The sequence below is a fragment of the Pseudooceanicola sp. NS-SX9 genome (assembly GCF_057380705.1).
Genome location: NZ_CM170818.1, coordinates 2,649,445 through 2,671,021, shown reverse-complemented (window position 1 = coordinate 2,671,021; position 21,577 = coordinate 2,649,445). Strand labels below are relative to the sequence as shown.

Annotated in this window: 25 protein-coding genes and 3 tRNA genes; 26 read left to right on the top strand and 2 right to left on the bottom strand. The window is 67.2% G+C overall.

The genetic code is table 11. The features are described from left to right. Position 1: 1 nt before the first annotated feature. Genes AC2ITM_RS12640 through AC2ITM_RS12620 form a run of 5 tightly spaced genes read left to right on the top strand, consistent with a single transcriptional unit; the run spans position 2 to position 4,598 of the window. Positions 2 to 1,054 carry an ABC transporter permease gene (locus AC2ITM_RS12640; protein ID WP_486466990.1) on the top strand — a complete coding sequence of 351 codons (1,053 nt, stop codon included), beginning with the start codon at positions 2 to 4 and terminating at the stop codon, positions 1,052 to 1,054. After that, positions 1,051 to 1,956, top strand: a complete 906-nt coding sequence (locus AC2ITM_RS12635) for an ABC transporter permease (protein ID WP_486466989.1) — start codon at positions 1,051 to 1,053, stop codon at positions 1,954 to 1,956. The genes AC2ITM_RS12640 and AC2ITM_RS12635 overlap by 4 nt, the downstream gene beginning before the upstream one ends. Next, on the top strand, positions 1,953 to 2,780 hold the full coding sequence (locus AC2ITM_RS12630) for an ABC transporter ATP-binding protein (RefSeq protein ID WP_486466988.1): 828 nt from the start codon (positions 1,953 to 1,955) through the stop codon (positions 2,778 to 2,780). The genes AC2ITM_RS12635 and AC2ITM_RS12630 overlap by 4 nt, the downstream gene beginning before the upstream one ends. Positions 2,781 to 2,784: 4 nt before the next feature. Next, positions 2,785 to 3,543: an ABC transporter ATP-binding protein gene (locus tag AC2ITM_RS12625; RefSeq protein WP_486466987.1), complete on the top strand. Its 759-nt coding sequence runs from the start codon at positions 2,785 to 2,787 to the stop codon at positions 3,541 to 3,543. Further along, entirely contained in the window at positions 3,540 to 4,598 is a 1,059-nt protein-coding gene (locus AC2ITM_RS12620; RefSeq protein ID WP_486466986.1) for a dipeptidase, read from the top strand. Before AC2ITM_RS12625 ends, AC2ITM_RS12620 begins: the two co-directional genes overlap by 4 nt. Before the next feature lie 79 nt (positions 4,599 to 4,677). Here the strand turns inward: AC2ITM_RS12620 and AC2ITM_RS12615 are convergent. Beyond that, a tRNA-Thr gene (locus AC2ITM_RS12615) sits at positions 4,678 to 4,752 on the bottom strand. Between the two features lie 141 nt (positions 4,753 to 4,893). On the opposite strand from AC2ITM_RS12615, the gene AC2ITM_RS12610 reads away from it, so the two are divergent. The 18 genes from AC2ITM_RS12610 to AC2ITM_RS12525 all read left to right on the top strand — a co-directional run bounded on the left by AC2ITM_RS12610 (position 4,894) and on the right by AC2ITM_RS12525 (position 17,305). Then, on the top strand, positions 4,894 to 5,061 hold the full coding sequence (locus AC2ITM_RS12610; protein ID WP_486466985.1) for a hypothetical protein: 168 nt from the start codon (positions 4,894 to 4,896) through the stop codon (positions 5,059 to 5,061). Positions 5,062 to 5,069: 8 nt separating this feature from the next. After that, complete coding sequence (murA, locus tag AC2ITM_RS12605; protein WP_486466984.1) at positions 5,070 to 6,338, top strand: UDP-N-acetylglucosamine 1-carboxyvinyltransferase; 1,269 nt, start codon at positions 5,070 to 5,072, stop codon at positions 6,336 to 6,338. Beyond that, positions 6,339 to 6,812, top strand: coding sequence for a DUF2948 family protein (locus tag AC2ITM_RS12600; protein ID WP_486466983.1), 474 nt, complete (start codon positions 6,339 to 6,341; stop codon positions 6,810 to 6,812). It abuts the gene before it with no gap. 68 nt (positions 6,813 to 6,880) lie between these two features. Then, entirely contained in the window at positions 6,881 to 8,194 is a 1,314-nt protein-coding gene (gene hisD, locus AC2ITM_RS12595; protein WP_486466982.1) for a histidinol dehydrogenase, read from the top strand. 124 nt (positions 8,195 to 8,318) lie between these two features. Continuing rightward, on the top strand, positions 8,319 to 8,798 hold the full coding sequence (locus AC2ITM_RS12590; protein WP_486469429.1) for a UPF0262 family protein: 480 nt from the start codon (positions 8,319 to 8,321) through the stop codon (positions 8,796 to 8,798). Positions 8,799 to 8,804: 6 nt separating this feature from the next. Then, the gene (locus AC2ITM_RS12585; protein ID WP_486466981.1) at positions 8,805 to 9,263 is read left to right on the top strand and encodes an arsenate-mycothiol transferase ArsC; all 459 of its coding nucleotides are present in this window, start codon (positions 8,805 to 8,807) and stop codon (positions 9,261 to 9,263) included. Positions 9,264 to 9,278: 15 nt separating this feature from the next. Further along, positions 9,279 to 9,677 carry a ketosteroid isomerase-related protein gene (locus AC2ITM_RS12580; protein WP_486466980.1) on the top strand — a complete coding sequence of 133 codons (399 nt, stop codon included), beginning with the start codon at positions 9,279 to 9,281 and terminating at the stop codon, positions 9,675 to 9,677. After that, positions 9,674 to 10,255, top strand: coding sequence for a GNAT family N-acetyltransferase (locus tag AC2ITM_RS12575; RefSeq protein WP_486466979.1), 582 nt, complete (start codon positions 9,674 to 9,676; stop codon positions 10,253 to 10,255). Before AC2ITM_RS12580 ends, AC2ITM_RS12575 begins: the two co-directional genes overlap by 4 nt. Further along, positions 10,252 to 11,142, top strand: a complete 891-nt coding sequence (locus AC2ITM_RS12570; protein WP_486466978.1) for a carbon-nitrogen hydrolase family protein — start codon at positions 10,252 to 10,254, stop codon at positions 11,140 to 11,142. The genes AC2ITM_RS12575 and AC2ITM_RS12570 overlap by 4 nt, the downstream gene beginning before the upstream one ends. 84 nt (positions 11,143 to 11,226) lie before the next feature. Then, positions 11,227 to 11,445, top strand: a complete 219-nt coding sequence (infA, locus tag AC2ITM_RS12565) for a translation initiation factor IF-1 (protein WP_007792573.1) — start codon at positions 11,227 to 11,229, stop codon at positions 11,443 to 11,445. 110 nt (positions 11,446 to 11,555) lie between these two features. Further along, positions 11,556 to 12,134 carry a Maf family protein gene (locus AC2ITM_RS12560; RefSeq protein WP_486466977.1) on the top strand — a complete coding sequence of 193 codons (579 nt, stop codon included), beginning with the start codon at positions 11,556 to 11,558 and terminating at the stop codon, positions 12,132 to 12,134. Further along, positions 12,131 to 13,201 (top strand): ribonuclease E/G, encoded by a 1,071-nt coding sequence (locus tag AC2ITM_RS12555; protein ID WP_486466976.1) that lies wholly within the window; start codon positions 12,131 to 12,133, stop codon positions 13,199 to 13,201. The genes AC2ITM_RS12560 and AC2ITM_RS12555 overlap by 4 nt, the downstream gene beginning before the upstream one ends. Continuing rightward, positions 13,198 to 13,398: a DNA gyrase inhibitor YacG gene (locus AC2ITM_RS12550; protein WP_486466975.1), complete on the top strand. Its 201-nt coding sequence runs from the start codon at positions 13,198 to 13,200 to the stop codon at positions 13,396 to 13,398. The genes AC2ITM_RS12555 and AC2ITM_RS12550 overlap by 4 nt, the downstream gene beginning before the upstream one ends. A 126-nt stretch (positions 13,399 to 13,524) precedes the next feature. Next, positions 13,525 to 13,599: transfer RNA gene (locus AC2ITM_RS12545), tRNA-Phe, on the top strand. A gap of 251 nt (positions 13,600 to 13,850) precedes the next feature. Next, positions 13,851 to 14,681 (top strand): ABC transporter substrate-binding protein, encoded by an 831-nt coding sequence (locus AC2ITM_RS12540; protein ID WP_486466974.1) that lies wholly within the window; start codon positions 13,851 to 13,853, stop codon positions 14,679 to 14,681. A 63-nt stretch (positions 14,682 to 14,744) separates the two neighbouring features. After that, on the top strand, positions 14,745 to 15,428 hold the full coding sequence (locus AC2ITM_RS12535; protein WP_486466973.1) for an amino acid ABC transporter permease: 684 nt from the start codon (positions 14,745 to 14,747) through the stop codon (positions 15,426 to 15,428). A gap of 10 nt (positions 15,429 to 15,438) precedes the next feature. Continuing rightward, positions 15,439 to 16,179: an amino acid ABC transporter ATP-binding protein gene (locus tag AC2ITM_RS12530; RefSeq protein WP_486466972.1), complete on the top strand. Its 741-nt coding sequence runs from the start codon at positions 15,439 to 15,441 to the stop codon at positions 16,177 to 16,179. A 1-nt stretch (position 16,180) separates the two neighbouring features. After that, entirely contained in the window at positions 16,181 to 17,305 is a 1,125-nt protein-coding gene (locus AC2ITM_RS12525) for an iron-containing alcohol dehydrogenase (RefSeq protein WP_486466971.1), read from the top strand. Positions 17,306 to 17,362: 57 nt separating this feature from the next. Here the strand turns inward: AC2ITM_RS12525 and AC2ITM_RS12520 are convergent. Beyond that, positions 17,363 to 17,439, bottom strand: a tRNA-Arg gene (locus tag AC2ITM_RS12520). Between the two features lie 208 nt (positions 17,440 to 17,647). On the opposite strand from AC2ITM_RS12520, the gene AC2ITM_RS12515 reads away from it, so the two are divergent. The 3 genes from AC2ITM_RS12515 to AC2ITM_RS12505 all read left to right on the top strand — a co-directional run bounded on the left by AC2ITM_RS12515 (position 17,648) and on the right by AC2ITM_RS12505 (position 21,516). Then, positions 17,648 to 18,283, top strand: a complete 636-nt coding sequence (locus tag AC2ITM_RS12515; RefSeq protein ID WP_486466970.1) for a heme oxygenase-like domain-containing protein — start codon at positions 17,648 to 17,650, stop codon at positions 18,281 to 18,283. After that, on the top strand, positions 18,267 to 20,834 hold the full coding sequence (locus AC2ITM_RS12510) for an HWE histidine kinase domain-containing protein (protein WP_486466969.1): 2,568 nt from the start codon (positions 18,267 to 18,269) through the stop codon (positions 20,832 to 20,834). Before AC2ITM_RS12515 ends, AC2ITM_RS12510 begins: the two co-directional genes overlap by 17 nt. A 79-nt stretch (positions 20,835 to 20,913) precedes the next feature. Continuing rightward, positions 20,914 to 21,516, top strand: coding sequence for a PAS domain-containing protein (locus tag AC2ITM_RS12505; protein ID WP_486469428.1), 603 nt, complete (start codon positions 20,914 to 20,916; stop codon positions 21,514 to 21,516). The last annotated feature ends 61 nt before the right edge of the window (positions 21,517 to 21,577 follow it).

Sequence of the window (21,577 nt, the reverse complement as noted above, 5' to 3'; positions counted from 1 at the left end):
AATGGCGGGGACTGTTATCGGGGGGCGCCGCGGCGCCCTCTGGCTTCGCAAGGGGGGCGCGACGCTGGGGCAGGTGGGGATCACCTTCCTTGGGCTGCTGTTCGTCACCTTCCTGATCGGCCGCGTGGTGCCGGTGGATCCGGTGCTTTCGGTGGTGGGCGACCGCGCGACCCAGGCGCAATACGATGCCGCCTACCATGCGCTTGGCCTCGACAAGCCGCTGCTGGAGCAATTCTGGATCTGGCTGCTGAAGGTGTTTCACGGCGAACTTGGCACCTCGAACCTGACGACCCGCCCGATTGCCGAGGATATCGCCCGCGTCTTTCCCGCCACGCTGGAACTGGCGACGGTGGCGATCGTGCTGGGCACGGTGATCGGCATCCCGATGGGGGTCTGGGCCGCGGTCCGGCAGGGCCGTCTGGTCGATCAGCTGGTGCGCGTCGTGGGACTGGTGGGCTATTCGGCGCCCGTCTTCTGGCTGGGGCTGATGGGCCTTCTGCTGTTCTACTTCAAGATGGGGTGGATCGGGGGCCCGGGTCGGGTCGACATTTCCTATGAATACGACTTCACGCCGGTGACGGGGCTGTTCCTGATCGACACCGCCCTGCAGGGCGCCTGGAGCGCCTTTTTCAACGTGATCTCTCACATCATCCTGCCGGCCTCGCTGCTGGGCTACCTGTCGCTGGCCTATATCAGCCGGATGACCCGCAGCTTCATGCTGACCGAGCTGGGGCAGGAATACATCACCACCGCCCGCGTCAAGGGCGTGCCGGAATGGCGCATCATCTGGGTGCAGGCGCTGCGCAATGCCGCCGTGCCGCTGGTGACGGTGGTGGCGCTCAGCTATGCCAACCTGCTGGAGGGCTCGGTGCTGACCGAGACGGTCTTTGCCTGGCCGGGCCTGGGGCAATATCTGACCAACTCGCTTCAGAATGCCGACATGAACGCGGTGCTGGGCGGCACGCTGGTGATCGGCGCGATCTTCGTGGGGCTGAACATGTTCTCGGACCTTCTGTATGCCCTGCTTGATGCCCGCACGAGGAACCAGCGATGACCCTCACCCGTGACTGGCTGCTGAGCGAACAGCCCCTGTCGCGCCGTCAGGCCCGCATGGGGCAGGCCTATCGCACCTGGCTGGATTTCCGCACCAACGGGCTGGCGATGTTCGGCGTGGCGATCGTGCTGATCCTGCTGATCATGGCCATCTTTGCCCCCTGGCTGGCGCCGCATGACCCGCTGACGGGCGATCTGAACCACACCCGGCTGCTGCCGCCGCTGACCCCGGGCTACTGGCTGGGCAGCGATGATCAGGGCCGCGATATCCTGTCGCGGCTGATCTACGGATCGCGGATCACCCTGGCGGTGGTGGCGCTGGTCGCGGTGATCGCGACGCCGCTGGGGCTGCTGGTGGGCACGGCTGCGGGCTATTTCGGCGGCTGGGTCGACAGCGTGCTGATGCGCTTTACCGACATCGTGCTGGCCTTCCCCAAGCTGATCCTGGCGCTGGCCTTCGTCGCGGCACTGGGCCCGGGGATCGAGAACGCGATCATCGCCATCTCGATCACTGCCTGGCCACCCTATGCGCGGCTGGCGCGGGCCGAAACCCTGACCATCCGCAATTCCGATTTCATCGCGGCGACGCGGCTGCAGGGGGCATCGGCCGCGCGCATCATCTGGAAACATGTGGTGCCGCTTTGCATGTCCTCGGTCATCATCCGGGTGACGCTGGACATGGCGGGGATCATCCTGACCGCCGCGGGCCTTGGGTTCCTGGGCCTTGGCGCCCAGCCGCCGCAGCCCGAATGGGGCGCGATGATCGCGGGCGGGCGCAACTTTCTGGTCGACCAGTGGTGGGTCGCCACCATGCCGGGCCTTGCCATCTTCATCGTCTCGCTGGGGTTCAACCTGCTGGGCGACGGGCTGCGCGATGTCCTTGATCCGAAGAGGCGGAAATGAGCCTTCTTGACGTGGAAAACCTGCGCGTGAGCTTCCCGACCCGCCAGGGCCCGGCCGAGGTCGTGCGCGGTGTCAGCTTTTCCCTGGGCCGCGAGCGTCTGGGGATCGTCGGTGAAAGCGGATCGGGCAAGTCACAGACCGGCCGCGCGATCCTGGGCCTGACGGCGCCCCCGGGGCAGGCCACGGCCGACCGGTTGCAGTTCGACGGCACCGACCTGCGCGCCCTGTCGCCCCGGCAATGGCGGCGCTACCGTGGCAAGCGGATGTCGATGGTGATGCAGGATCCCAAGTTCTCGCTCAATCCGGTGATGCCGGTGGGCAAGCAGCTGATGGAGGCCCTGCGCACCCATGGCACGCCCCGCGCCGAGGCCCGCCGCCGCGCCCTTGAGATGCTGGAGGCGGTGCAGATCCGCGACCCCGAGCGCGTCTTTCGCGCCTTCCCCCACGAATTGTCGGGCGGCATGGGGCAGCGGGTGATGATCGCCATGATGGTGGTGTCGGAACCCGACCTGCTGATCGCGGACGAGCCGACCTCGGCGCTGGATGTGACCATCCAGATCGAGGTGCTGCGCATCCTCGACCGGCTGGTCAGCGATCGCGGCATGGGGCTGATCTTCATCTCGCATGATCTGCGGCTGGTCAGTTCCTTCTGCGACCGGGTGCTGGTGATGTACGCCGGCCGCGTGGTCGAGGAACTGCGCGCCAGCGATCTGTCGCAGGCCCGCCACCCCTATACGCGCGGCCTGCTGGATTGCCTGCCGCGCCTGGACCAGGACCGCCATCCGCTGCCGGTGCTGGACCGCGATGCAGCCTGGGCAGGGTAGGACGATGCTGAAGATCGAAGACCTGGAAGTCACCTTCACCCGCGGCGCCGATCAGGTGCGCGCGGTGCGCGGCGTCAGCATGACGGTCGCGCGCGGCGAAAGCTATGGCATCGTGGGGGAATCGGGCTCGGGCAAGTCGACGGTGCTGCGGGCGCTCTGCGGTCTGGCGCCGGTGACGGGGGGGCGGATGCTGCTGGATGGTGCGCCCATCCCGACGCCCCGGCCCGCCGCCTTCTATCGCCGGGTGCAGATGGTGTTCCAGGATCCCTATGCCTCGCTGCACCCGCGCCACACCATCGATTCCGTCCTGTCGGAACCGCTGGCGATCCAGCGCTTTGATGACCGCGATGCCCGCATCGCCCGGGCGCTGGACGACGTGGGGCTGGGGCAGGGGTTCCGCTTTCGCTATCCGCACCAGCTCTCGGGCGGGCAGCGTCAGCGCGTCGCCATCGCCCGCGCCCTGATCCTGGAGCCGCAGATCCTGCTGCTGGACGAACCGACCTCGGCGCTGGATGCCTCGATCCAGGCCGAGGTGCTGAACCTGCTGGAACGCCTGCGGATCGAGCGCGGGCTGACCTATGTCATGGTTTCCCACGACCTGGCCGTCATTGCCCATATGTGCGAGCGGCTTCTGGTGATGGAACATGGCCTCTCGGTCGAGGAGCTGACCCGCGAGGACCTGCGGCAGGGCCGCGCCACGACCGATTACACCCGCCGGCTGTTGAAGGCCTCGGCCGGTTACACGAAAGTTGATGCACCATGACCACCCCCGTTCCCGTCTTTGACGGTCACAACGATTTCCTGCTGCGGCTGCTGAATGCCCCCGAAACCCGCCGGGACGCCTGGCTGAAGGGCACTGGCGGCCAGCTGGACCTGCCGCGGATGAAGGCGGGCGGCTTTGTCGGCGGCTTCTTTGCCGTCTACGTGCCGTCGCCCGCCTCTGCCGATGCCGATTCCGTCATGTCGATGATGAGCACGCCGCCCTACAGCAACCCGCTGCCCGAGGCGATCCCCTTTGACCAGGCGCTGCCGATGGCGATGAAGATGGTCGGCCATCTGATGTGGATGGAACGCCAGGGCGGGCTGAAGATCTGCCGTTCCGTCGCCGAGATCCGCGCCGCCATCGCCGCCGGCCAGATCGCCGCCATCCTGCATTTCGAAGGCGCCGAGGCGATCGACCCGGATCTGGACGCGCTCTATGTCTGGCACGCGATGGGGCTGCGGTCTCTGGGGCCGGTCTGGTCGCGCCCGACGGCCTTCGGCCATGGCGTGCCCTTCGCCTTTCCGCATTCCCCCGACACCGGCCCCGGCCTGACCGAGGCCGGCAAGCGGCTGGTGAAGGAATGCAATGCGCTGAAGATCATGATCGACCTCAGCCACCTGAACGAGAAGGGTTTTGACGATGTGGCGGCGCTGTCGGATGCGCCGCTGGTCGCCACCCATTCCAACGCCCATGCGATCAGCGAATCGTCGCGCAACCTGACCGACCGGCAGCTGGCGGTGATCCGCGATTCCGACGGCATGGTCGGGCTGAACTACGCCACCGGCTTTTTGCGTCCCGACGGGCTGGCCGACAGTTTCGCGGGTTTCGATCCGCTGCTGCGTCATCTCGACCACCTGCTGGGCATCCTGGGCGAGGGCCGCGTGGGGCTGGGATCGGATTTCGACGGGGCGACGATGCCGCAGGATCTGGGCGATGTGGCGGGCCTGCCGCGCCTGGTCGAGGCGATGCGCGCCCATGGCTATGATGCGGCGCTGATCGACCGGCTGACCCATGGCAACTGGCTGGCGGTGCTGGAACGGACCTGGGGCGCCTAGCGCGCCCCGAACCCTTGCGGCACACGACAGAAGGCGCCCTGCGAGGCGCCGCACAACCATCTGATATCGGGGTGTTTTATGGTGCCGCAGGGGAGGATTGAACTCCCGACCTCACCCTTACCAAGGGTGCGCTCTACCACTGAGCTACTGCGGCGCCGTCCGGATCTTGCCTTGCCTTGCGGCGTCGGTTCCGGCGTCCGTGTCAGCGTTGCCGCCGACCGTGAGCGGGTATCTAGCGGTGAACTTCGGGGGGTGCAAGCAGAAACTGGACGCTTTTTTGCGGCTCCTTTACAGAATGCACATGAGCGATAGATCCCCCCATGAAAAGGGCCTGCAAAGCAGGGAAGACCGGCTGAAGGCGGCCCTGAAAGCGAATCTGGGACGGCGCAAGGCGCAGGCCCGGGCCCGCAAGGCCAACGAACCGGACGAGAAAGAATCGCCCGGCGACAACGATAAGGATTGAGAGAGCAGATGGATTCGATTCTGGTGACGGGCAACGGCCCTCTGAACGGGCAGATCCCGATCGCGGGGGCGAAGAATGCCTGCCTCACGCTGATGCCGGCCACGCTGCTTTCCGAAGAGCCGCTGACGCTGACCAATGCGCCGCGGCTGTCGGACATCCGCACCATGACCACCCTGCTGGAATCGCTGGGCGCGGAAGTGACCCGGATGCAGGATGGCAAGGTGCTGGCCATGTCCAGCCACGACCTGAACAACCACAAGGCCGATTACGACATCGTGCGCAAGATGCGGGCCTCGATCCTGGTGCTGGGGCCGATGCTGGCGCGCGATGGCCATGCCATCGTGTCGCTGCCCGGCGGCTGTGCCATCGGCGCGCGCCCCGTCGATCTGCACCTGCGCGCCCTGGAGGCCATGGGCGCCGAGCTGGAGCTGAGGGAAGGCTATGTCCATGCCAAGGCGCCGGGCGGGCTGAAGGGGGGCACCTACGAATTCCCCATCGTCTCGGTCGGGGCCACGGAAAACGCGCTGATGGCGGCGACGCTGGCCAAGGGCACCACGGTGCTGAAAAACGCCGCGCGCGAGCCCGAGATCGTCGATCTGGCGCAATGCCTGCGCCGCATGGGCGCGCAGATCGAGGGCGAGGGGACCTCGACCATCACCATCCAGGGCGTCGACCGTCTGGGCGGCGCGACGCATCCCGTCGTCACCGACCGGATCGAGCTGGGCACCTACATGCTGGCCCCCGCGATCTGCGGCGGCCGGGTGGAGCTGCTGGGCGGGCGCCGTGATCTGCTGGCCGCCTTCTGCGACAAGCTGGAAGAGGCGGGCGTTTCGGTTGAAGAGACCGCGAACGGCCTGGCGGTCGAACGCCGCAATGGCCGGGTGAAGGCCGTGGATGTCGTGACCGAACCCTTCCCGGGCTTCCCGACCGATCTGCAGGCCCAGATGATGGCGCTGATGTGCACCGCCGAGGGTTCTGCCGTGCTGGAAGAGAAGATCTTTGAGAACCGCTTCATGCATGCCCCCGAGCTGATCCGCATGGGCGCCAATATCGAGGTCCACGGCGGTCATGCGACCGTTCATGGCGTGCCCAAGATGAAGGGCGCACCGGTGATGGCCACCGATCTGCGCGCCTCGGTCAGTCTGATCCTTGCAGGTCTGGCCGCCGAGGGCGAAACTGTGGTCAGCCGCGTCTATCACCTCGACCGCGGCTATGAGCGCGTCGAGGAAAAGCTGAGGGCCTGCGGCGCCAAGATCGAACGGATCACGGGGCAGTAAATGACCGAAGACGCACGTTTCGAAGACGCCCGCGAGGCACCGCTGAACCTGGGCGCACTGGAGCCCGGCGACCTTCAGGTGATCTCGGCGCTGGTGCAGGATGCCATCGTTCCCCTGAAGGAGGTGCGCTTTCTCAGGCACGAACGCCGCTTTGCCCTGCTGGTGAACCGCTTTCGCTGGGAGGACGGCGGGCGCGACCGCCACGGCGCCGAACGGGTCCAGTCGATGCTGGTCTTCGAGAACGTGCTGTCGGTCGCGGGGCAGGGGGTCAGCCGCGAGGACCCCGAGGTGATCCTGTCGATCCTGTCGCTGGATTTCACCCCCGATGCCGAACCGCCGGGCGGCGATCTGGTGATCACGCTGGCCGGCGACGGGGCGCTGCGGCTGCGCCTTGAGGCGCTGGAGGTCCGCCTGCGCGACGTGACGCGGCCCTATCGTGCGCCTTCGGGGCGCGCGCCCGACCACGGGCTGTGATCACAGCCTGACCTTGAGGCGCGCGGTTCCCCCTTGTAAGGAGGGGCGAACCGCGCCCGGAGGGTCCCATGCCGCATTTCCTGTCCACGGCTGATGCCGATTTCGAAACCCGTTTCACCGCGCTGCTGAATGCCAAGCGCGAGGACAGCCCCGACGTGGACGAAGCCGTCGCCGCGATCATCGCCGATGTGCGGGCGCGCGGCGACCAGGCGGTCATCGACTATACCGCGCGTTTCGACCGGCTGCAGCTGACCCCCGACACCATCGCCTTCTCGGAAGCCGAGATCGACGCCTATTGCGCCCAGGTCCCCCAGGCCGAGAAACAGGCCCTGGAAACCGCCGCGCAGCGCATCCGTGCCTATCACGTGCGCCAGATGCCGGAAAATGCCTTCTGGACCGATCCCGACGGGGCGTCTCTGGGCTGGCGCTGGTCGGCCGTGTCGGCTGCGGGTCTGTACGTGCCGGGGGGGCTGGCCTCCTATCCGTCCTCGGTGCTGATGAACGCCATTCCCGCCAAGGTCGCGGGGGTGGAACGTCTGGCGATCGCGGTGCCGACGCCTGATGGCAAGGCCAATCCGCTGGTGCTGATGGCCGCGCGCCTGGCGGGCGTCGACGTGATCTATCGCGTCGGCGGCGCCCAGGCGATTGCCGCGCTGGCCTATGGCACCGAAAGCATCCGCCCCGTCGACAAGATCACCGGCCCGGGCAATGCCTTCGTGGCGGCGGCCAAGCGGCGGGTCTTCGGCAAGGTGGGCATCGACATGATCGCCGGCCCCTCAGAGATCCTGGTGATCGCCGACCGTGACAACGATCCCGACTGGATCGCCCTCGACCTGATGAGCCAGGCCGAGCATGACGAAAGCGCCCAGTCGCTGCTGGTCACCGATGACGCGGCCTTTGGTCAGGCGGTGGCCGAGGCCGTCGCGAAACGTCTGGAAACCCTGGAACGCCGCGCCATCGCGGGGGCCAGCTGGCGCGACTATGGCGCGGTGATCACCGTGCGCGACATGGCCGAGGCCGCCACCCTGTCGAACCGCATCGCCCCCGAGCACCTGGAGCTGTGCGTGACCGATCCGCAGGCGCTGGCCGAACACTGCACCCATGCCGGCGCGATCTTCCTGGGCGCCTGGACGCCCGAGGCCATCGGCGATTACGTCGGTGGTCCGAACCACGTGCTGCCCACCGCGCGCTCGGCTCGATTCTCCTCCGGGCTGTCGGTTCTGGACTTCCTCAAGCGTACGACCTTGGCACAAATGACCCCTGCGGCTTTGCGTGCTATCGGACCTGCAGCGGAAACGCTCGCGATCTCGGAAAGCCTTGAGGCCCATGGACTTTCGGTCCGTGCCCGCCTGGACCGACTGAACGAAGCCCCGCAGGACTGAGGCCCCGTCGCCACAGAAACCGGCGACGGCGTTTACCGTTTGTTAAGAATTTGTGGCGTTTTTCTGCAATGCAGCATAAGCTGACCGGAGGAACATCCGTAACCGCCGAGGGGATCCGATGATCATGTCTCGCATCACCCATATCGAACTGGACGACCGGAATCTGCCGCCCCCGACCCCGGAGATCGAGCAGGAGCGCCGGGTCGCCATGTTCGATCTGATGGAAGAGAATTCGTTCTCGCTGCCCAAGCGGGACGACCGCCTTGTGCCCGAAGGCCCCTACAGCGTCGGGCTGTCGATTCGCGAAAAGCGCCTGGTCTTCGACATCCGCACCGAGGACGGCACCGAGGCGACCAGCTTCCTGCTGTCGCTGGGGCCGTTCCGGCAGGTGGTGAAGGATTATTTCGCGATCTGCAAAAGCTACTTCGACGCGGTGAAGAATCTTCCCCCCGCGCAGATCGAGACCATCGACATGGCGCGCCGTGGCATCCATGATGAGGGCGCTCGCGTGCTGGTGGAACGCCTCGAAGGCAAGGCCATCGTCGACCACGACACGGCGCGCCGATTGTTCACGCTGATCTGCGTGCTGCACTTCGGAGGATGAAGGGACTTGCCAGCGGAACGTCCGCAATCGGTTTTGTTCTGCTGCGATCACAACGCGGTCCGCTCTCCCATGGCAGAGGGCATCATGAAGGCCTTCTACGGCAAGGACATCTACGTCCAGTCCGTCGGCGTCCACAATGACCTGGAGGTCGATGGCTTTGCCATTGCCGTCTGCGCCGAGCTGGGGGTGGAACTGCACCGCCACCGCTCGCGCTCGTTCGAGGAAATGCAGGAATGGGGGGACGACCTGTCGTCCTTCGACCTGATCGTGGCGCTGTCGCCCGCCAGCCAGCGCTGTGCGCTGGAGCTGACGCGGCTGTTTCACCTGTCCGTCGAATACTGGCCCATCATGGACCCGACCGGCATCGGAGAAACACGCGAGCAGAAGCTGAACGCCTATCGCCAAAGCCGCGACCAGATCGCGGACCGGCTGAAGCGCCGCTTCGGAACCACCGAAACCCTCTGATTTCAGGACCCTTCCATGACCGAAACCGTCCGCCGCTATTTCGCGGCCTTCAACGCCGGTGATACCGACGCGATGCTCGATTGCCTGTCCGAGGACATCGCCCACCACGTCAACGAGGGGCAGATCCGCCGCGGCAAGGCGCTGTTCGCGGAATTCAACGCCCACATGACCCGCTGCTACCGCGAGGAGCTGACCGATCTGGTGATCTTCGAGGCCGAGGGCGGCCGTCGCGCCGCGGCCGAATTCATCGTCAACGGCACCTATCTTGCCTCGGACGAGGGGCTGCCGCCCGCGCGCGGCCAGACCTACCGCCTGCCTGCCGGATCCTTCATGGAGCTGGACGAGGCCGGGCTGATCAGCCGTGTCACCACCTATTACAACCTCGCGGACTGGATCCGTCAGGTCAGCGCGTGAAGGTCGAGGTCCTGACGGGCGCCCGCCTGGATGCGGCGCTTGATGACGTCGCGCGGCTGCGCATCGCGGTGTTTCGGGACTGGCCCTATCTCTACGAGGGCTCGCTGGACTATGAGCGGCAGTACCTTGATGTCTACCGCTCCGAGACGGCGGTGGTGGTGGCGGCGCTCGATGGGGCGCGGATCGTGGGCGTGGCGACCGGCATGGGGATGGAGGCGCATTCCGACGATTTCTCGGCCCCCTTCGCGCACCGCCCCGAGGCGCTGGAGGACATCTTCTACTGCGCCGAGTCGGTGCTGCTGCCGGATTACCGCGGGCAGGGGCTGGGCCATGCGTTCTTTGACGCGCGCGAGGCCCATGCCCGCGATCTGGGGCGCGATTATGCGGCATTCTGTGCCGTGCAGCGCCCTGATCCGCATCCGCTGCGCCCCCAGGGGTACCGCCCGCTGGATGGCTTCTGGCACAAGCGGGGCTATGCGCCGCTGCCGGGCGTCGTGGCCCGCTTTCGCTGGACCGACATCGGTGCGGCGGCGCCTTCGGACCACGATCTGACGTTCTGGATGAAGAGACTCGCATGAAACTTGCCGCCGCCGCCTATCCGCTGGATGCCTTCGACGACTTTGCCGCCTATGCCGACAAGATCACCGCCTGGGTGGCCGAGGCCGCGGGGCAGGGGGCCGATTTGCTGGTCTTTCCCGAATACGGCGCGATGGAGCTGGCGACGCTGGGCGGGGCCGAAGCCTGCGCCGACCTGATGCTGGCCAGCCGCACCGTGTCGGACCTGATGCCGCAGGTGGCGGCGCTGCACCTGGATCTGGCGGCGCGGTTCGGGGTGCATATCCTGGGCGCCTCGGGGCCGGTCCTGCTGGCGGACAATACGCTGGTCAACCGCGCGCCGCTTTATGCGCCGAACGGCAAGAGCGGCTTTCAGGACAAGCAGATCATGACGCTGTGGGAACGCGACCCCTGGGGTGTCGCGGGGCGACGGCCGCTGAAACTGTTCGATACCGATCTGGGGCTGATCGGGGTAAACATCTGCTACGACAGCGAATATCCCCTGCACGCCCGGGCGCAGCGCGATGCCGTTCTGCTGCTGGTGCCGTCCTGCACCGAGGCCCTGGAAGGCTACTGGCGGGTCCGCATCGGCGCCATGGCGCGGGCGCTGGAAAACCAGTTCATCAGCGTCATGTCCTCGATCGTGGGGGATTTCCCGCAGATCGAGGCGGTGGCCGAATGCACAGGTACGGGCGGCATCTTCGGCCCGCCCGACGCGGGGTTCCCGCCCACCGGCGTTCTGGCCGAAGGGGCGCTGAACCGCCCCGGCTGGACCTATGCCGAGGTGGACCTTGCCCGGGTCGCGGAAGTGCGCGAAAACGGCAACGTGCGCAACCGGGCGCACTGGACCGAACAGCCCGGCGGGACGGCAGAGACGCCGGAGCCCGTGGAACTTTGCGTGCTTCGGTAGATTCGGCTTGAATTTCCGCCCGACAAGGCCCATTTACGCGCCATCCGTTCCGCTGGAACGGAATCCCTCAAATTAGGAGTACACATGGCCAAGGAAGACATTCTCGAATTCCCCGGCGTCGTGAAGGAACTCCTGCCCAATGCGACTTTCCGGGTCGAGCTCGAGAACGGCCATGAGATCATCGCACATACGGCAGGGAAGATGCGGAAGAACCGTATCCGTGTCCTCGCAGGCGACCGCGTGCAGGTCGAAATGACCCCCTACGATCTGACCAAGGGCCGGATCAACTACCGCTTCAAGTAACGAAGCCTCCGCGCAAGCGGCACGATGGACTGCAAAGGGCCTGCCGGCGACGGCGGGCCTTTTTCTCAGGGGAAGGGTGCTTCCCCCCGGAACCAGAACACGAGGTTCGCATGAAACTCATCCTCGGATCGGGCAGCCCCCGCCGGCTGGAGCTTCTGGCCCAGCTTGGCCTGGTGCCCGACGATATCCGCCCGCCCGACATCGACGAAACGCCCCTGAAGGCCGAGCTGCCGCGCCCCTATTGCCAGCGCATGGCCCGCGAAAAGGCCCAGGCCGTGCCCGCCGCCGCCGATGAACTGGTGCTGGTTGCCGATACCACCGTGGCGCTTGGCCGCCGCATCATGGGCAAGCCTGCCGATGCGGGCGAGGCCGCGGCCTTCCTGCATGCGCTGTCGGGCCGCCGCCACCGGGTCATCACCGCGCTGGCGATCAAGCTGGGGGATCGCCTGTGGGAACGCGACGTGGTGACCCAGGTCAGCATGAAACGTCTCTCGGATATCGAGGTGAACGGCTATCTTGCCACCGGTGACTGGCGCGGCAAGGCCGGGGGCTACGGCATTCAGGGGCCTGCGGGCGCCTTCATTCCCTGGATCCAGGGATCATTTTCTGCGGTGATGGGCCTGCCCGTCGCCGAGACCGCAACTTTGCTGAGCGCCGCCGGCTGGCCGCTCTGGAGGGAACAGCCATGAAGGGCAGCCAGATCGTCCTCGATCACATCGACATGGACGGCGAAGCCGTCGAGACCGCGGCGCTGATCACCGAGGGGCGTCTTCAGGACCTGATCGTCGATCACCCCGACCAGCCCGCGCCGGGCGCGATCTACCGCGCCATCTGCGACCGGCCGGTGAAGGGGCAGGGGGGCATGTTCGTGACAACCCCCGACGGCACCGGCTTTCTGCGCCAGCTGCGCGGCATGTCGCCCGGCCAGCCCGTGCTGGTGCAGGTGACGGGCTATGCCGAACCCGGCAAGGCGCTGCCGCTGACCACCAAGGTCCTGTTCAAGAGCCGCTATGCCATCGTCACCCCCGGCGCGCCGGGCATGAACATCTCGCGCGCGCTCAAGGATGATGACCTGCGCGACGAGCTGACGGTGATCGCCCATGAGGTCTTCGCGGGCCATCCGGTGGCCGCCCAGGGCGCCGGGCTGATCCTGCGTTCGGCCTGCGAGGGCGCCGAGATGGACGACATCGCCGAGGACATCGCCGCCATGGCCGATCTGGCCGCGCAGGTGATGGCGGACGAGGGCTCCGAGGCGGAACTGCTGGTCGACGGCCCCACCGCCCACGCGCTGGCGCTGCGCGACTGGCCCGCGGCGCCCGTGACCGATCCGGGCACCAAGCCCCTGGCCGCCTACGAGGCCGAGGGCGTGCTGGACCTGCTGGGCCCCTTCGGCGCCGAGGTGCCGCTGTCGGGCAGCGGCTCGATCTTCGTCGAGCCGACGCGCGCCTGCGTCACCATCGACGTCAACACCGGCGGCGACAACAGCCCCGCGGCGGGTCTGAAGGCCAACCTGAACGCCGTGCGCGAACTGCCCCGGCAGCTGCGCGTGCGGGGGCTGGGCGGCATCATCTATCTGGACCTCGCGCCAATGGGCAAGAAGGACCGCCGCCAGTTCGAGGGCGCCATCAAGGCCGCCTTCCGCACCGACACGATCGAGACGGTGCTGGCGGGCTGGACGCCGCTGGGCAATTTCGAGCTGCAGCGCAAGCGCGACCGGCTGCCCCAGGCGGCGATTCTGGCGCGGCTGATGGCATGAGCTGCCCGATCTGCGCCGAAAAGACCGATCCGCAGTACCGGCCGTTCTGCTCGAAGCGCTGCGCGGATCTGGATCTGGCGCGCTGGCTGAACGGCCGCTACGCCGTGCCCTCGACCGATCCCGAGGATATCGAAGAGGCCCTGGACGCGGTCGAGCAGGAGCTGTCGAAGGCGCCCCCGTCGGGACGCCTTTCCTGAGTATCCTCAGGGGGTTGTAAGGTAAACCTGTCCGGCGGCGATTTTTTCGAAAAAGCCTCTGGACAGGGCCCGCCACCTCACTTAGAAGACGCCTCACCCGAGGACGACAACAGCGTCCTCCCCGGTGCCCGGGTAGCTCAGGGGTAGAGCAGTGGATTGAAAATCCTCGTGTCGGTGGTTCGATTCCGCCCCCGGGCACCATCTTCTTCAAGATGGACATCGCTGAAGAAACGCAAGCAGGCCCTGGGCCTGCTTTTTGCATTTGGCCCTTACCCCTGCTGCCGGTCCCCAGGCCCGGCGCTGCCAGCGCCAAAGCCTTGAGCGCCGATATATTCCGCAAACCCGCACACGCACCCCGTGCAGGGCGTGCGGATGCCCCTGCACAGTTGACGCAGCGGGAAAGCCCGCGTCGTATTATGGTATTCCATCATACACACGACAGCAGGGTGACCATGAAACATATTTCCCGACGCCTCGCGCTTTCGGTTTGCGCGGCCTTCGGACTGGCGGCGGCGGCGCAGGCCGCGGACTGCACCTCTCCCATTGCGGCCAAGGACCTGGTCGAGAAGGGCAAGCTGACCATGGCGGTCAGCCCGACCCTGCCGCCGATGGCCTTTGCGGATTCGACCGGCAAGCTGAAGGGCCTGCGCATCGACCTTGGCGACGAGATCGCGAAGCGCCTTTGTCTGGAGCCGAACTTTGTCTCGACGGAATATGCCAGCATGGTGCCGGGGCTGAAGGCGCGCCGCTGGGACCTGATCGACGCCGGGCTGTTCGTCACCCCCGAGCGGCTGAAGATCCTCTACATGATCCCCTACGAAAGCCTGGCGATCTCGGCCTCGACGCTGCCGGATGACCATTCGATCACCAAGATCGAGGACCTGGCGGGCAAGACCATCAGCACCGAGGTCAGCGGCTATGACGCCGCCAAGATGCGCGAGCTGAACAAGGAGTTCGAGGCCAAGGGCCTGAAGCCGATGACCATCCAGCTGTTCGACAACTACGCCACCGTCTTCCAGGCGCTGCGGGCGGGGCAGGTGAATGCGGCGGTCTCGATCGACCCGGTGGCCAAGCAGTACCAGGACCAGGGCGATTTCCGGCAGGCGCTGTCGGGCATGTATGCGACGCCCGGTTCGCTGACCTTCGACAACCCCGACTTCGCCGCCCAGATCGAGAAGGTCATGGAGGAGATGCAGGCTGATGGCTGGCTGCCGGCGCTGATGGCCAAATATGGCGTCAAACCCGCCGAGGGCGGTCTGAAGCTGGCGGGCCCCGGCCTGTAATCCCCGAACCCGGCCGGTCCCATCCCGGGTCCGGCCCCCAAGGACGCATGAAGGGAGGCCGCCTTGCACGGCTGGAACTGGACCGGATTCTTCGAGTACCTGACCAATGGCTACCTGTTCCAGGGCGCGCTGGTCACGCTTGGGCTGACGGTCGCCTCGATCGCGCTGGGCCTGGTGCTCGGCTTTGTCATTGCCTTGCTGCGGATGAGCCCGGTGAAACCGCTGCGCTGGTTCGCGCATTTCTACATCTGGCTGTTCCGCGGCACGCCCGTGCTGGTGCAGCTGATCATCATCTACACCGGCCTGCCGCAGATGGGCATCCGCTTTACGGTGCTGGAATCGACCCTGATCGGTCTGGTGATGAACGAGGCCGCCTATCTGGCCGAGATCATCCGCTCGGGCATCAACGCGGTGCCGCGCGGCCAGTCGAACGCCGCCCGCGCCATCGGCATGAAGGACTGGCAGATCATGCGCTACATCGTGGCGCCGCAGGCCGCGCGGATCATCATCCCGCCGCTTGGCAATTCGGTCAACGGCTGCCTGAAGACGACCTCGATTGCTTCCGTCATCTCGATGGAGGAACTGCTGCGCCGCACCCAGGTGCTGATCCAGGAAAAGTTCATGGTGCTCGAGCTCTTCGTGGTGGCCGCGATCTACTACCTGATCATGACCACCGCCTGGGATTTCGTGCAGCGCCGGATCGAGCGCCGCTTCGGCCGTGGCTTCGACATCTCCACCGGACATTGAGGAGGCTTCCATGACACCGCTGATTTCCCTGCGGGGCATCGACAAGTGGTACGGCCCCGGGTTTCAGGTGCTGAAGGGCTGTTCGCTGGACGTGGCGCGCGGCGAGGTGGTCGTGGTCTGCGGCCCCTCCGGGTCCGGCAAGTCGACGCTGATCAAATGCGTCAACGGGCTGGAGCCGGTGCAGGGCGGCACTATCACCATCGAGACCGCGCAGGTCACCGATCCGAAGACCGACATGACCAAGCTGCGCGCCCGCGTCGGCATGGTCTTCCAGCATTTCGAGCTGTTCCCCCACATGAGCGTCCTCGACAACCTGTGCATCGGGCCGCAGAAGGTCATGGGCCGCCCGCGCGCCGAGGCCGAGGCCAAGGCGATGGCCCTGCTGGAGCGCGTGGGCCTTGCCGCCCATGCCGCCAAGTTCCCGATCCAGCTGTCGGGCGGGCAGCAGCAGCGCGTCGCCATCGCCCGGGCCCTGGCGATGGACCCGGTGGCGATGCTCTTCGATGAACCGACATCCGCCCTGGACCCCGAGATGATCAACGAGGTGCTGGACGTGATGGTGGAACTGGCCCGCGAGGGCATGACGATGATCGTCGTCACCCACGAGATGGGCTTCGCCCGCCGCGTCGCGGATCGCGTGGTCTTCATGGATGCCGGCGAGGTGATCGAGGACAGCCCCAAGGACGATTTCTTCGGCGCCCCGAAAAGCCCCCGCGCGGTCGAATTCCTCTCCAAGATCCTGCAGCACTGACATGACACGCATTCTTTCCCCCCGCGATATCCGCATCACCTCCGTCTCGACCCTGGGCGAGGCCGTTCGGGGCCTTGGCTGCCTGCGCCCGCTGGTGGTGGTCGATCCCGGCGTCCTGGCGCTGGGCATTGCCGAACCGGCGCTGCAGGCGCTGTCGGGGGCGGGGCTGGTGGTCTCGGTCTTCTCCGGTGTCTCGCCCGATCCGCTGGACACCGAGGCGATGGCGGCAGCCCAGGCCGCCCGCGATCATGGTGCCGACGGCATCGTCGGCATCGGCGGCGGCAGCGCCATGGACATTGCCAAGGTCGCGGCGCTGCTATCGCGCCATGGCGGCCACCCCCGCGATCATGCGGTCCCCAAGATCGTCGATCTGCCGGTCGCTCCGGTGATCTGCGTGCCCACCACCGCCGGTACCGGCAGCGAGGTGACGCGGGCTGCGGTCATCACCGATGCCGCCAGCCACGAAAAGCTGCTGATGCTGGGCACGGCGCTGCTGCCCGCGCTGGCGCTGCTGGACTGGCAGCTGACGGTCAGCTGCCCGTTCCGCGTCACGGTGGACAGCGGCCTTGATGCGCTGTCGCACGCGCTGGAGGCGCTGGTGAACCGCAATGCCAGCCCCTATTCCGACGGGCTGGCGCTGCAGGCTCTGGGGTTGATCGGGGGCGCTCTGGAACGTGTCGCCGGGGCGCCGCAGGATGGCGATGCCCGCAAGGCGATGCTGACAGGGGCGATGCTGGCGGGGCTGGCGGTGTCGCATACCTCGACCGCGCTGATCCACGGCATGAGCCGCCCGATCGGTGCCGCCTTCCACGTCCCCCATGGCATGTCGAACGCCATGCTGATGCCGCTGGTCACCCGCTTTTCCATCGCCACCGCGCCGCAGGCCTATGCCCGCGCGGCGCAGGCGCTGGGGGCGGGGGATGATCTGGCCACCTGGCTTGAGGGGCTGAACGCCCGCCTGCAGGTGCCGCTGATCCGCGCACGCGGCATCGACGCTGCCGCCTACGAGGCGATGATCCCGGAAATGGTCCGTCAGGCGCTGGCTTCGGGGACGCCCGCGAACAATCCGCGCCTTGCGACCGAGGCCGAGGTGGCCGCCCTGTACCGCGCCCTGTGGCAAGGCTGATGCAAACGCGAAAACACCGCCCCGAGGGGCGGTGCTTTTCGTCGTGTCAGTTGGAAATGGCGCGCTGGGGAGGATTCGAACCCCCGACCCCTTGATTCGTAGTCAAGTACTCTATCCAACTGAGCTACCAGCGCGTCGTGGGGGCGATGTAGCCGCTCAGCCGGAAGCGCGCAAGCGCTATTTTCGATCTGTCGCCGGTGTCCTTGCGGCAAGATTGGCGTGAAGGTCGGCGGGGCGGCACGGATCCGCCCGAAACTGCCTTTAACTTTAATTTAATTTTTCGGGAACCCGGAGCCTCTGCCGCGTGTTAATCGTGAACGGCCCTTGCGGGCTGGGGGACAGATGGCAGCGCAGTTGCAGACGGGACAGGACCTGGGGGACCCGCCAGGGCACGACGAACAACGTCCCGGAGCCGAAGGCTTCCGTCATCGGCTGAGGCTGGCCACCCGCGATACCCACGACGACACCGAGGCGCTGTTCGCGCCCTTCCTGCGCGACATGACCGGCGCCCTGGGCTGGTTCCTGGCGGCGCAACGGGCGGGTATTGACGCGCTGCTGCCCGGACTGCCCGACGATCACGCCACGCGCCGGATGGCCCTGGGGCTGCTGGCGCGGCTGGATGCCGATCTGTCCGCGATAGGGCAGGGCTGGCAGGCGGTGCCGGGGCAGGCGCTGGATCCGCTGGCGGTCGATTACATCCTTCAAGGGTCCCGCCTGGGCACCGAGGTGCTGCGCCGCCGCCTGGCCGCGCATCTGCCAGGGCAGACCCTTCCCGGCTATTTCGACGCCCCCGAGGACCGCGCCGCCTGGGGGCAGCTGTGCGCCCGGCTGGACCGGATCGCCCCCGACAGCCCCCGTGCCGCCGCCCTGACCGGGCAGGTGCGCGCGGGCTTTGCCCTGTTCGCGCAGGCCGCGCGCGCCCAGTCCCCGCTTCCCTCCTGCCTGCCGAAAGCCCAAGATCATGCATCATTCGCCTGACGCCTCGATGGGGCAGGCCACCGACCTGACGAATTGCGACCGCGAGCCGATCCACCTGCTGGGCCGCGTGCAGTCCTATGGTGCGCTGCTGGCGGTCTCGGCCGATTGGATCGTCCAGCACGCCTCGGAAAACCTGCTGGAGATCTTCGGCGTCGACGCCCATGCCGCCATCGGCAGCCCGCTGTCGGCGCTGCTGTCGCCCGAGGGCATGGACCGCATCCGCCGCAATCTGCGCGACAGCAGCGGCCGCGACGGGGTGATGCGGCTGTTCAACGTGGCACTGCGGCCGAACGGGCGGGCCTTCGACATCTGCATCCACCCCTCGGGCGCCCATCTGCTGATCGAGTTCGAACCCAAGCGCGCCCGCGCTGACCGCGACGTGATGACCGAGGTCTACCCCCATATCGCCGGCCTGCGAAAGGACCGCGACCTGCGCACGCTGGCGCGCGACGCGGCGCGGGGCCTGCAGGCGCTGTCGGGCTTTGACAGCGTGATGGTCTACCAGTTCCAGCCCGACCATTCCGGCAAGGTGATCGCCGAAACCCGGCTGGACGGCGAGACGCGCTATGACGGGCTGATGTTCCCGGCCTCGGATATTCCGGTGCAGGCGCGCGCGCTTTACAAACGTTCGCTGCTGCGGCTGATTGCCGATGTGGCCGATCCCGGCAGCCCGGTGCGGCCGGGGATCGACAATGCGGGCCGGCCGCTCGACCTGTCTCTGGCGGTGACGCGGGCGGTGTCGCCCATTCATATCGAATACCTGAAGAACATGAAGGTCGGCGCCTCGATGTCAGTGTCGATCATGAAGGGCGACATGCTGTGGGGGCTGTTTGCCTGCCACCATTCCGGCCCCTGCTACATCGATTACGAACGCCGCACCGCGATCGAGATGTATGCCCACATGTTCTCGTACGAGCTGACGCGCTTTGAAGAGGCGCAGCGCAAGAAGGCCGAGGGCGACGCCAACCGCCTGCAGACCCGGCTGATGGCCCATATGGCCGATGGGCGGGGGCTGGCGGAAAGCCTGATCGCGGTCTCCGAGGACATCGGCAGCGTCATCCCCCATGACGGCATCGTCCTGTTCGAGAACGATACCTTCCATGCCCGCGGCCGCACCCCCTCCGAGGAGGAATTCCGTTCAATCGCCCGCTACCTGGACCGCAGCATGGGGCTGGGGGTGCATGCCACTGACCGGCTGGGGGACGAACACGAACCCGCCCGCGATTACGCCGGGCGCTGTGCCGGGCTGCTGGCGATCCCGATCTCGAAGCGGCCGCGCGATTATCTGGTGCTGTGCCGCCGCGAGGTTCGTGCGACGGTGGACTGGGCCGGGGCGCCCGCGAAGGCGATGGAGGTGGGGCCGAACGGCATCCGCCTGACGCCCCGTCGCAGCTTCGATCTGTGGGCCGAAACGGTCGAGGGACGCTCTGCCCCCTGGGCGCCCGAGGACCTGCATGCGGCCGAGCTGCTGCGCGTCGTGCTGCTGGAGATCTTCCTGAAGATCACCGATGCCTCGAACCTGGAACGCAAGCGGGCGCAGGAACAGCAGCAGCTGCTGATTTCCGAACTGAACCACCGCGTCCGCAACATCCTGAACCTGATGCGGGGCCTGCTGTCGCAGACCCGCAGTTCCGCCCGCACGATGGAGGAATTCACCCGCAACCTCGATGGCCGCATCCATGCGCTGGCGCGCGCCCATGACCAGCTGACGAACGAGCAATGGGAGCCCACCTCGCTGGCCGCGCTGATCCGCTGCGAGGTCGAGGCCTATGCCACCGGCCAGGCCGAGCGCCTGTCGATCGAGGGGCCCGACGCGATGATCGCGCCGCAGGCCTATACGACGATGGCGCTGGTGCTGCATGAACTGGCGACCAATTCGGTCAAGTACGGCGCCCTGAAAGAGGCCTCGGGCCGCGTCCAGGTGCGGATCGGCGAACGTCCCGATGGCAGCGTGACGCTGGATTGGGTGGAACGCGGCGGCCCGCCGGTGGTGCCGCCCAAGCGGCGCGGTTTCGGCAGCATGATCATCGAGGGCTCTGTCCCGCACGAGCTGAAGGGCGATGCCGAGGTGAACTATCGCCTGACCGGGCTTGAGGCGCATTTCCGTCTGCCGGCGGTGGTGATTTCCTCGGTCCGGCAGGCCGAGGCCGCGCGGCCCGCCGCCGCCCCCGCTGCCGCCGCGCAGCCCTTTGCGCTGCAGGGCACCGGCATGGTGCTGGAGGACACGCTGATCATCGCCATGGACGCCGCCGGCATCCTGGAGGACCTGGGGGGCGAGGACGTCAAGATCCTGTCCTCGGTGCCTGCGGCGCTGGCCTTCCTGGACCGCCACCGGGTCGATTTCGCGCTTTTGGATGTCAATCTGGGCGAGGAGCAGTCGGTCCCGGTGGCCGAACGGCTGCATGCCATGGGCACGCCCTTCGTTCTGGCCACCGGATACGGCGCCGCGCCCGAGCTGCTGGAGGCCTACCCGCCCTGCATCATCGTGCAGAAGCCGTTCTCGGCCAGCGCGTTGCAGGCGGCCTTCGAACGGGCGCTGGCAGGCGATTAGACCGTGCGGTCATCACTCTGCTGTTGGAACCGGCATGCCCGGCGTTGTATGGATCTCACCGCGAAGTGAGGTGTGCGTGATGGTGGTTGTCTTCGATACGGAAAGGCTGACGGCGCAGTCGATGTCCGTCATGACGGGCTATCTGGCCCAGCGGGCGGACCTGTGCGCGCTGGTGCTGGACCGCGACGGGCAGATCATAGCCATCAACCGCCGCGGGCTGGACCGGATGGGGCAGGAGGCGGCGCAGGTCTGCGGCCAGCTGTGGGCGGGGTTCTGGGATACGACCGCCCGCCCCGGCGCCGAGGCCGCCTTGGCGCAGGCCTTTGCCGGCACCCCGGCCGAGTTCGCGGGCCGCTGCGCGCACGAGGCCGAATGGCAGGTCGAGCTGTTCCCGCTGGAATGGCAGCAGGGGGCGGTGGCCAAGGTGCTGGTGCTGGCCTGCGAACAGCGCAGCCCTGCCGCAGCGCAGGCGCGGCTGGATCGCTTTGCCGAGGCGCTGCATGCCATGGCCAATGTCTCCAGCATCAGTGCCAGCAGCGCCAACCTGCTGCGGCGGCTGTCGGATGATCCGATGATCGGGCAGATCGCGGCGGGGCTGGACGAGGCCTCGGAAAAGGCGCGGGCGGCGGTCGATGCGCTGCGCCAGGACTTCGGCCCCGGGGATGACACCCAGCCGGCCTGACGGGCGGGGACGGGGCGGGGGACGCCGGCGGCCGGGGGACTCGGTTGCATGGCCGGCCGAT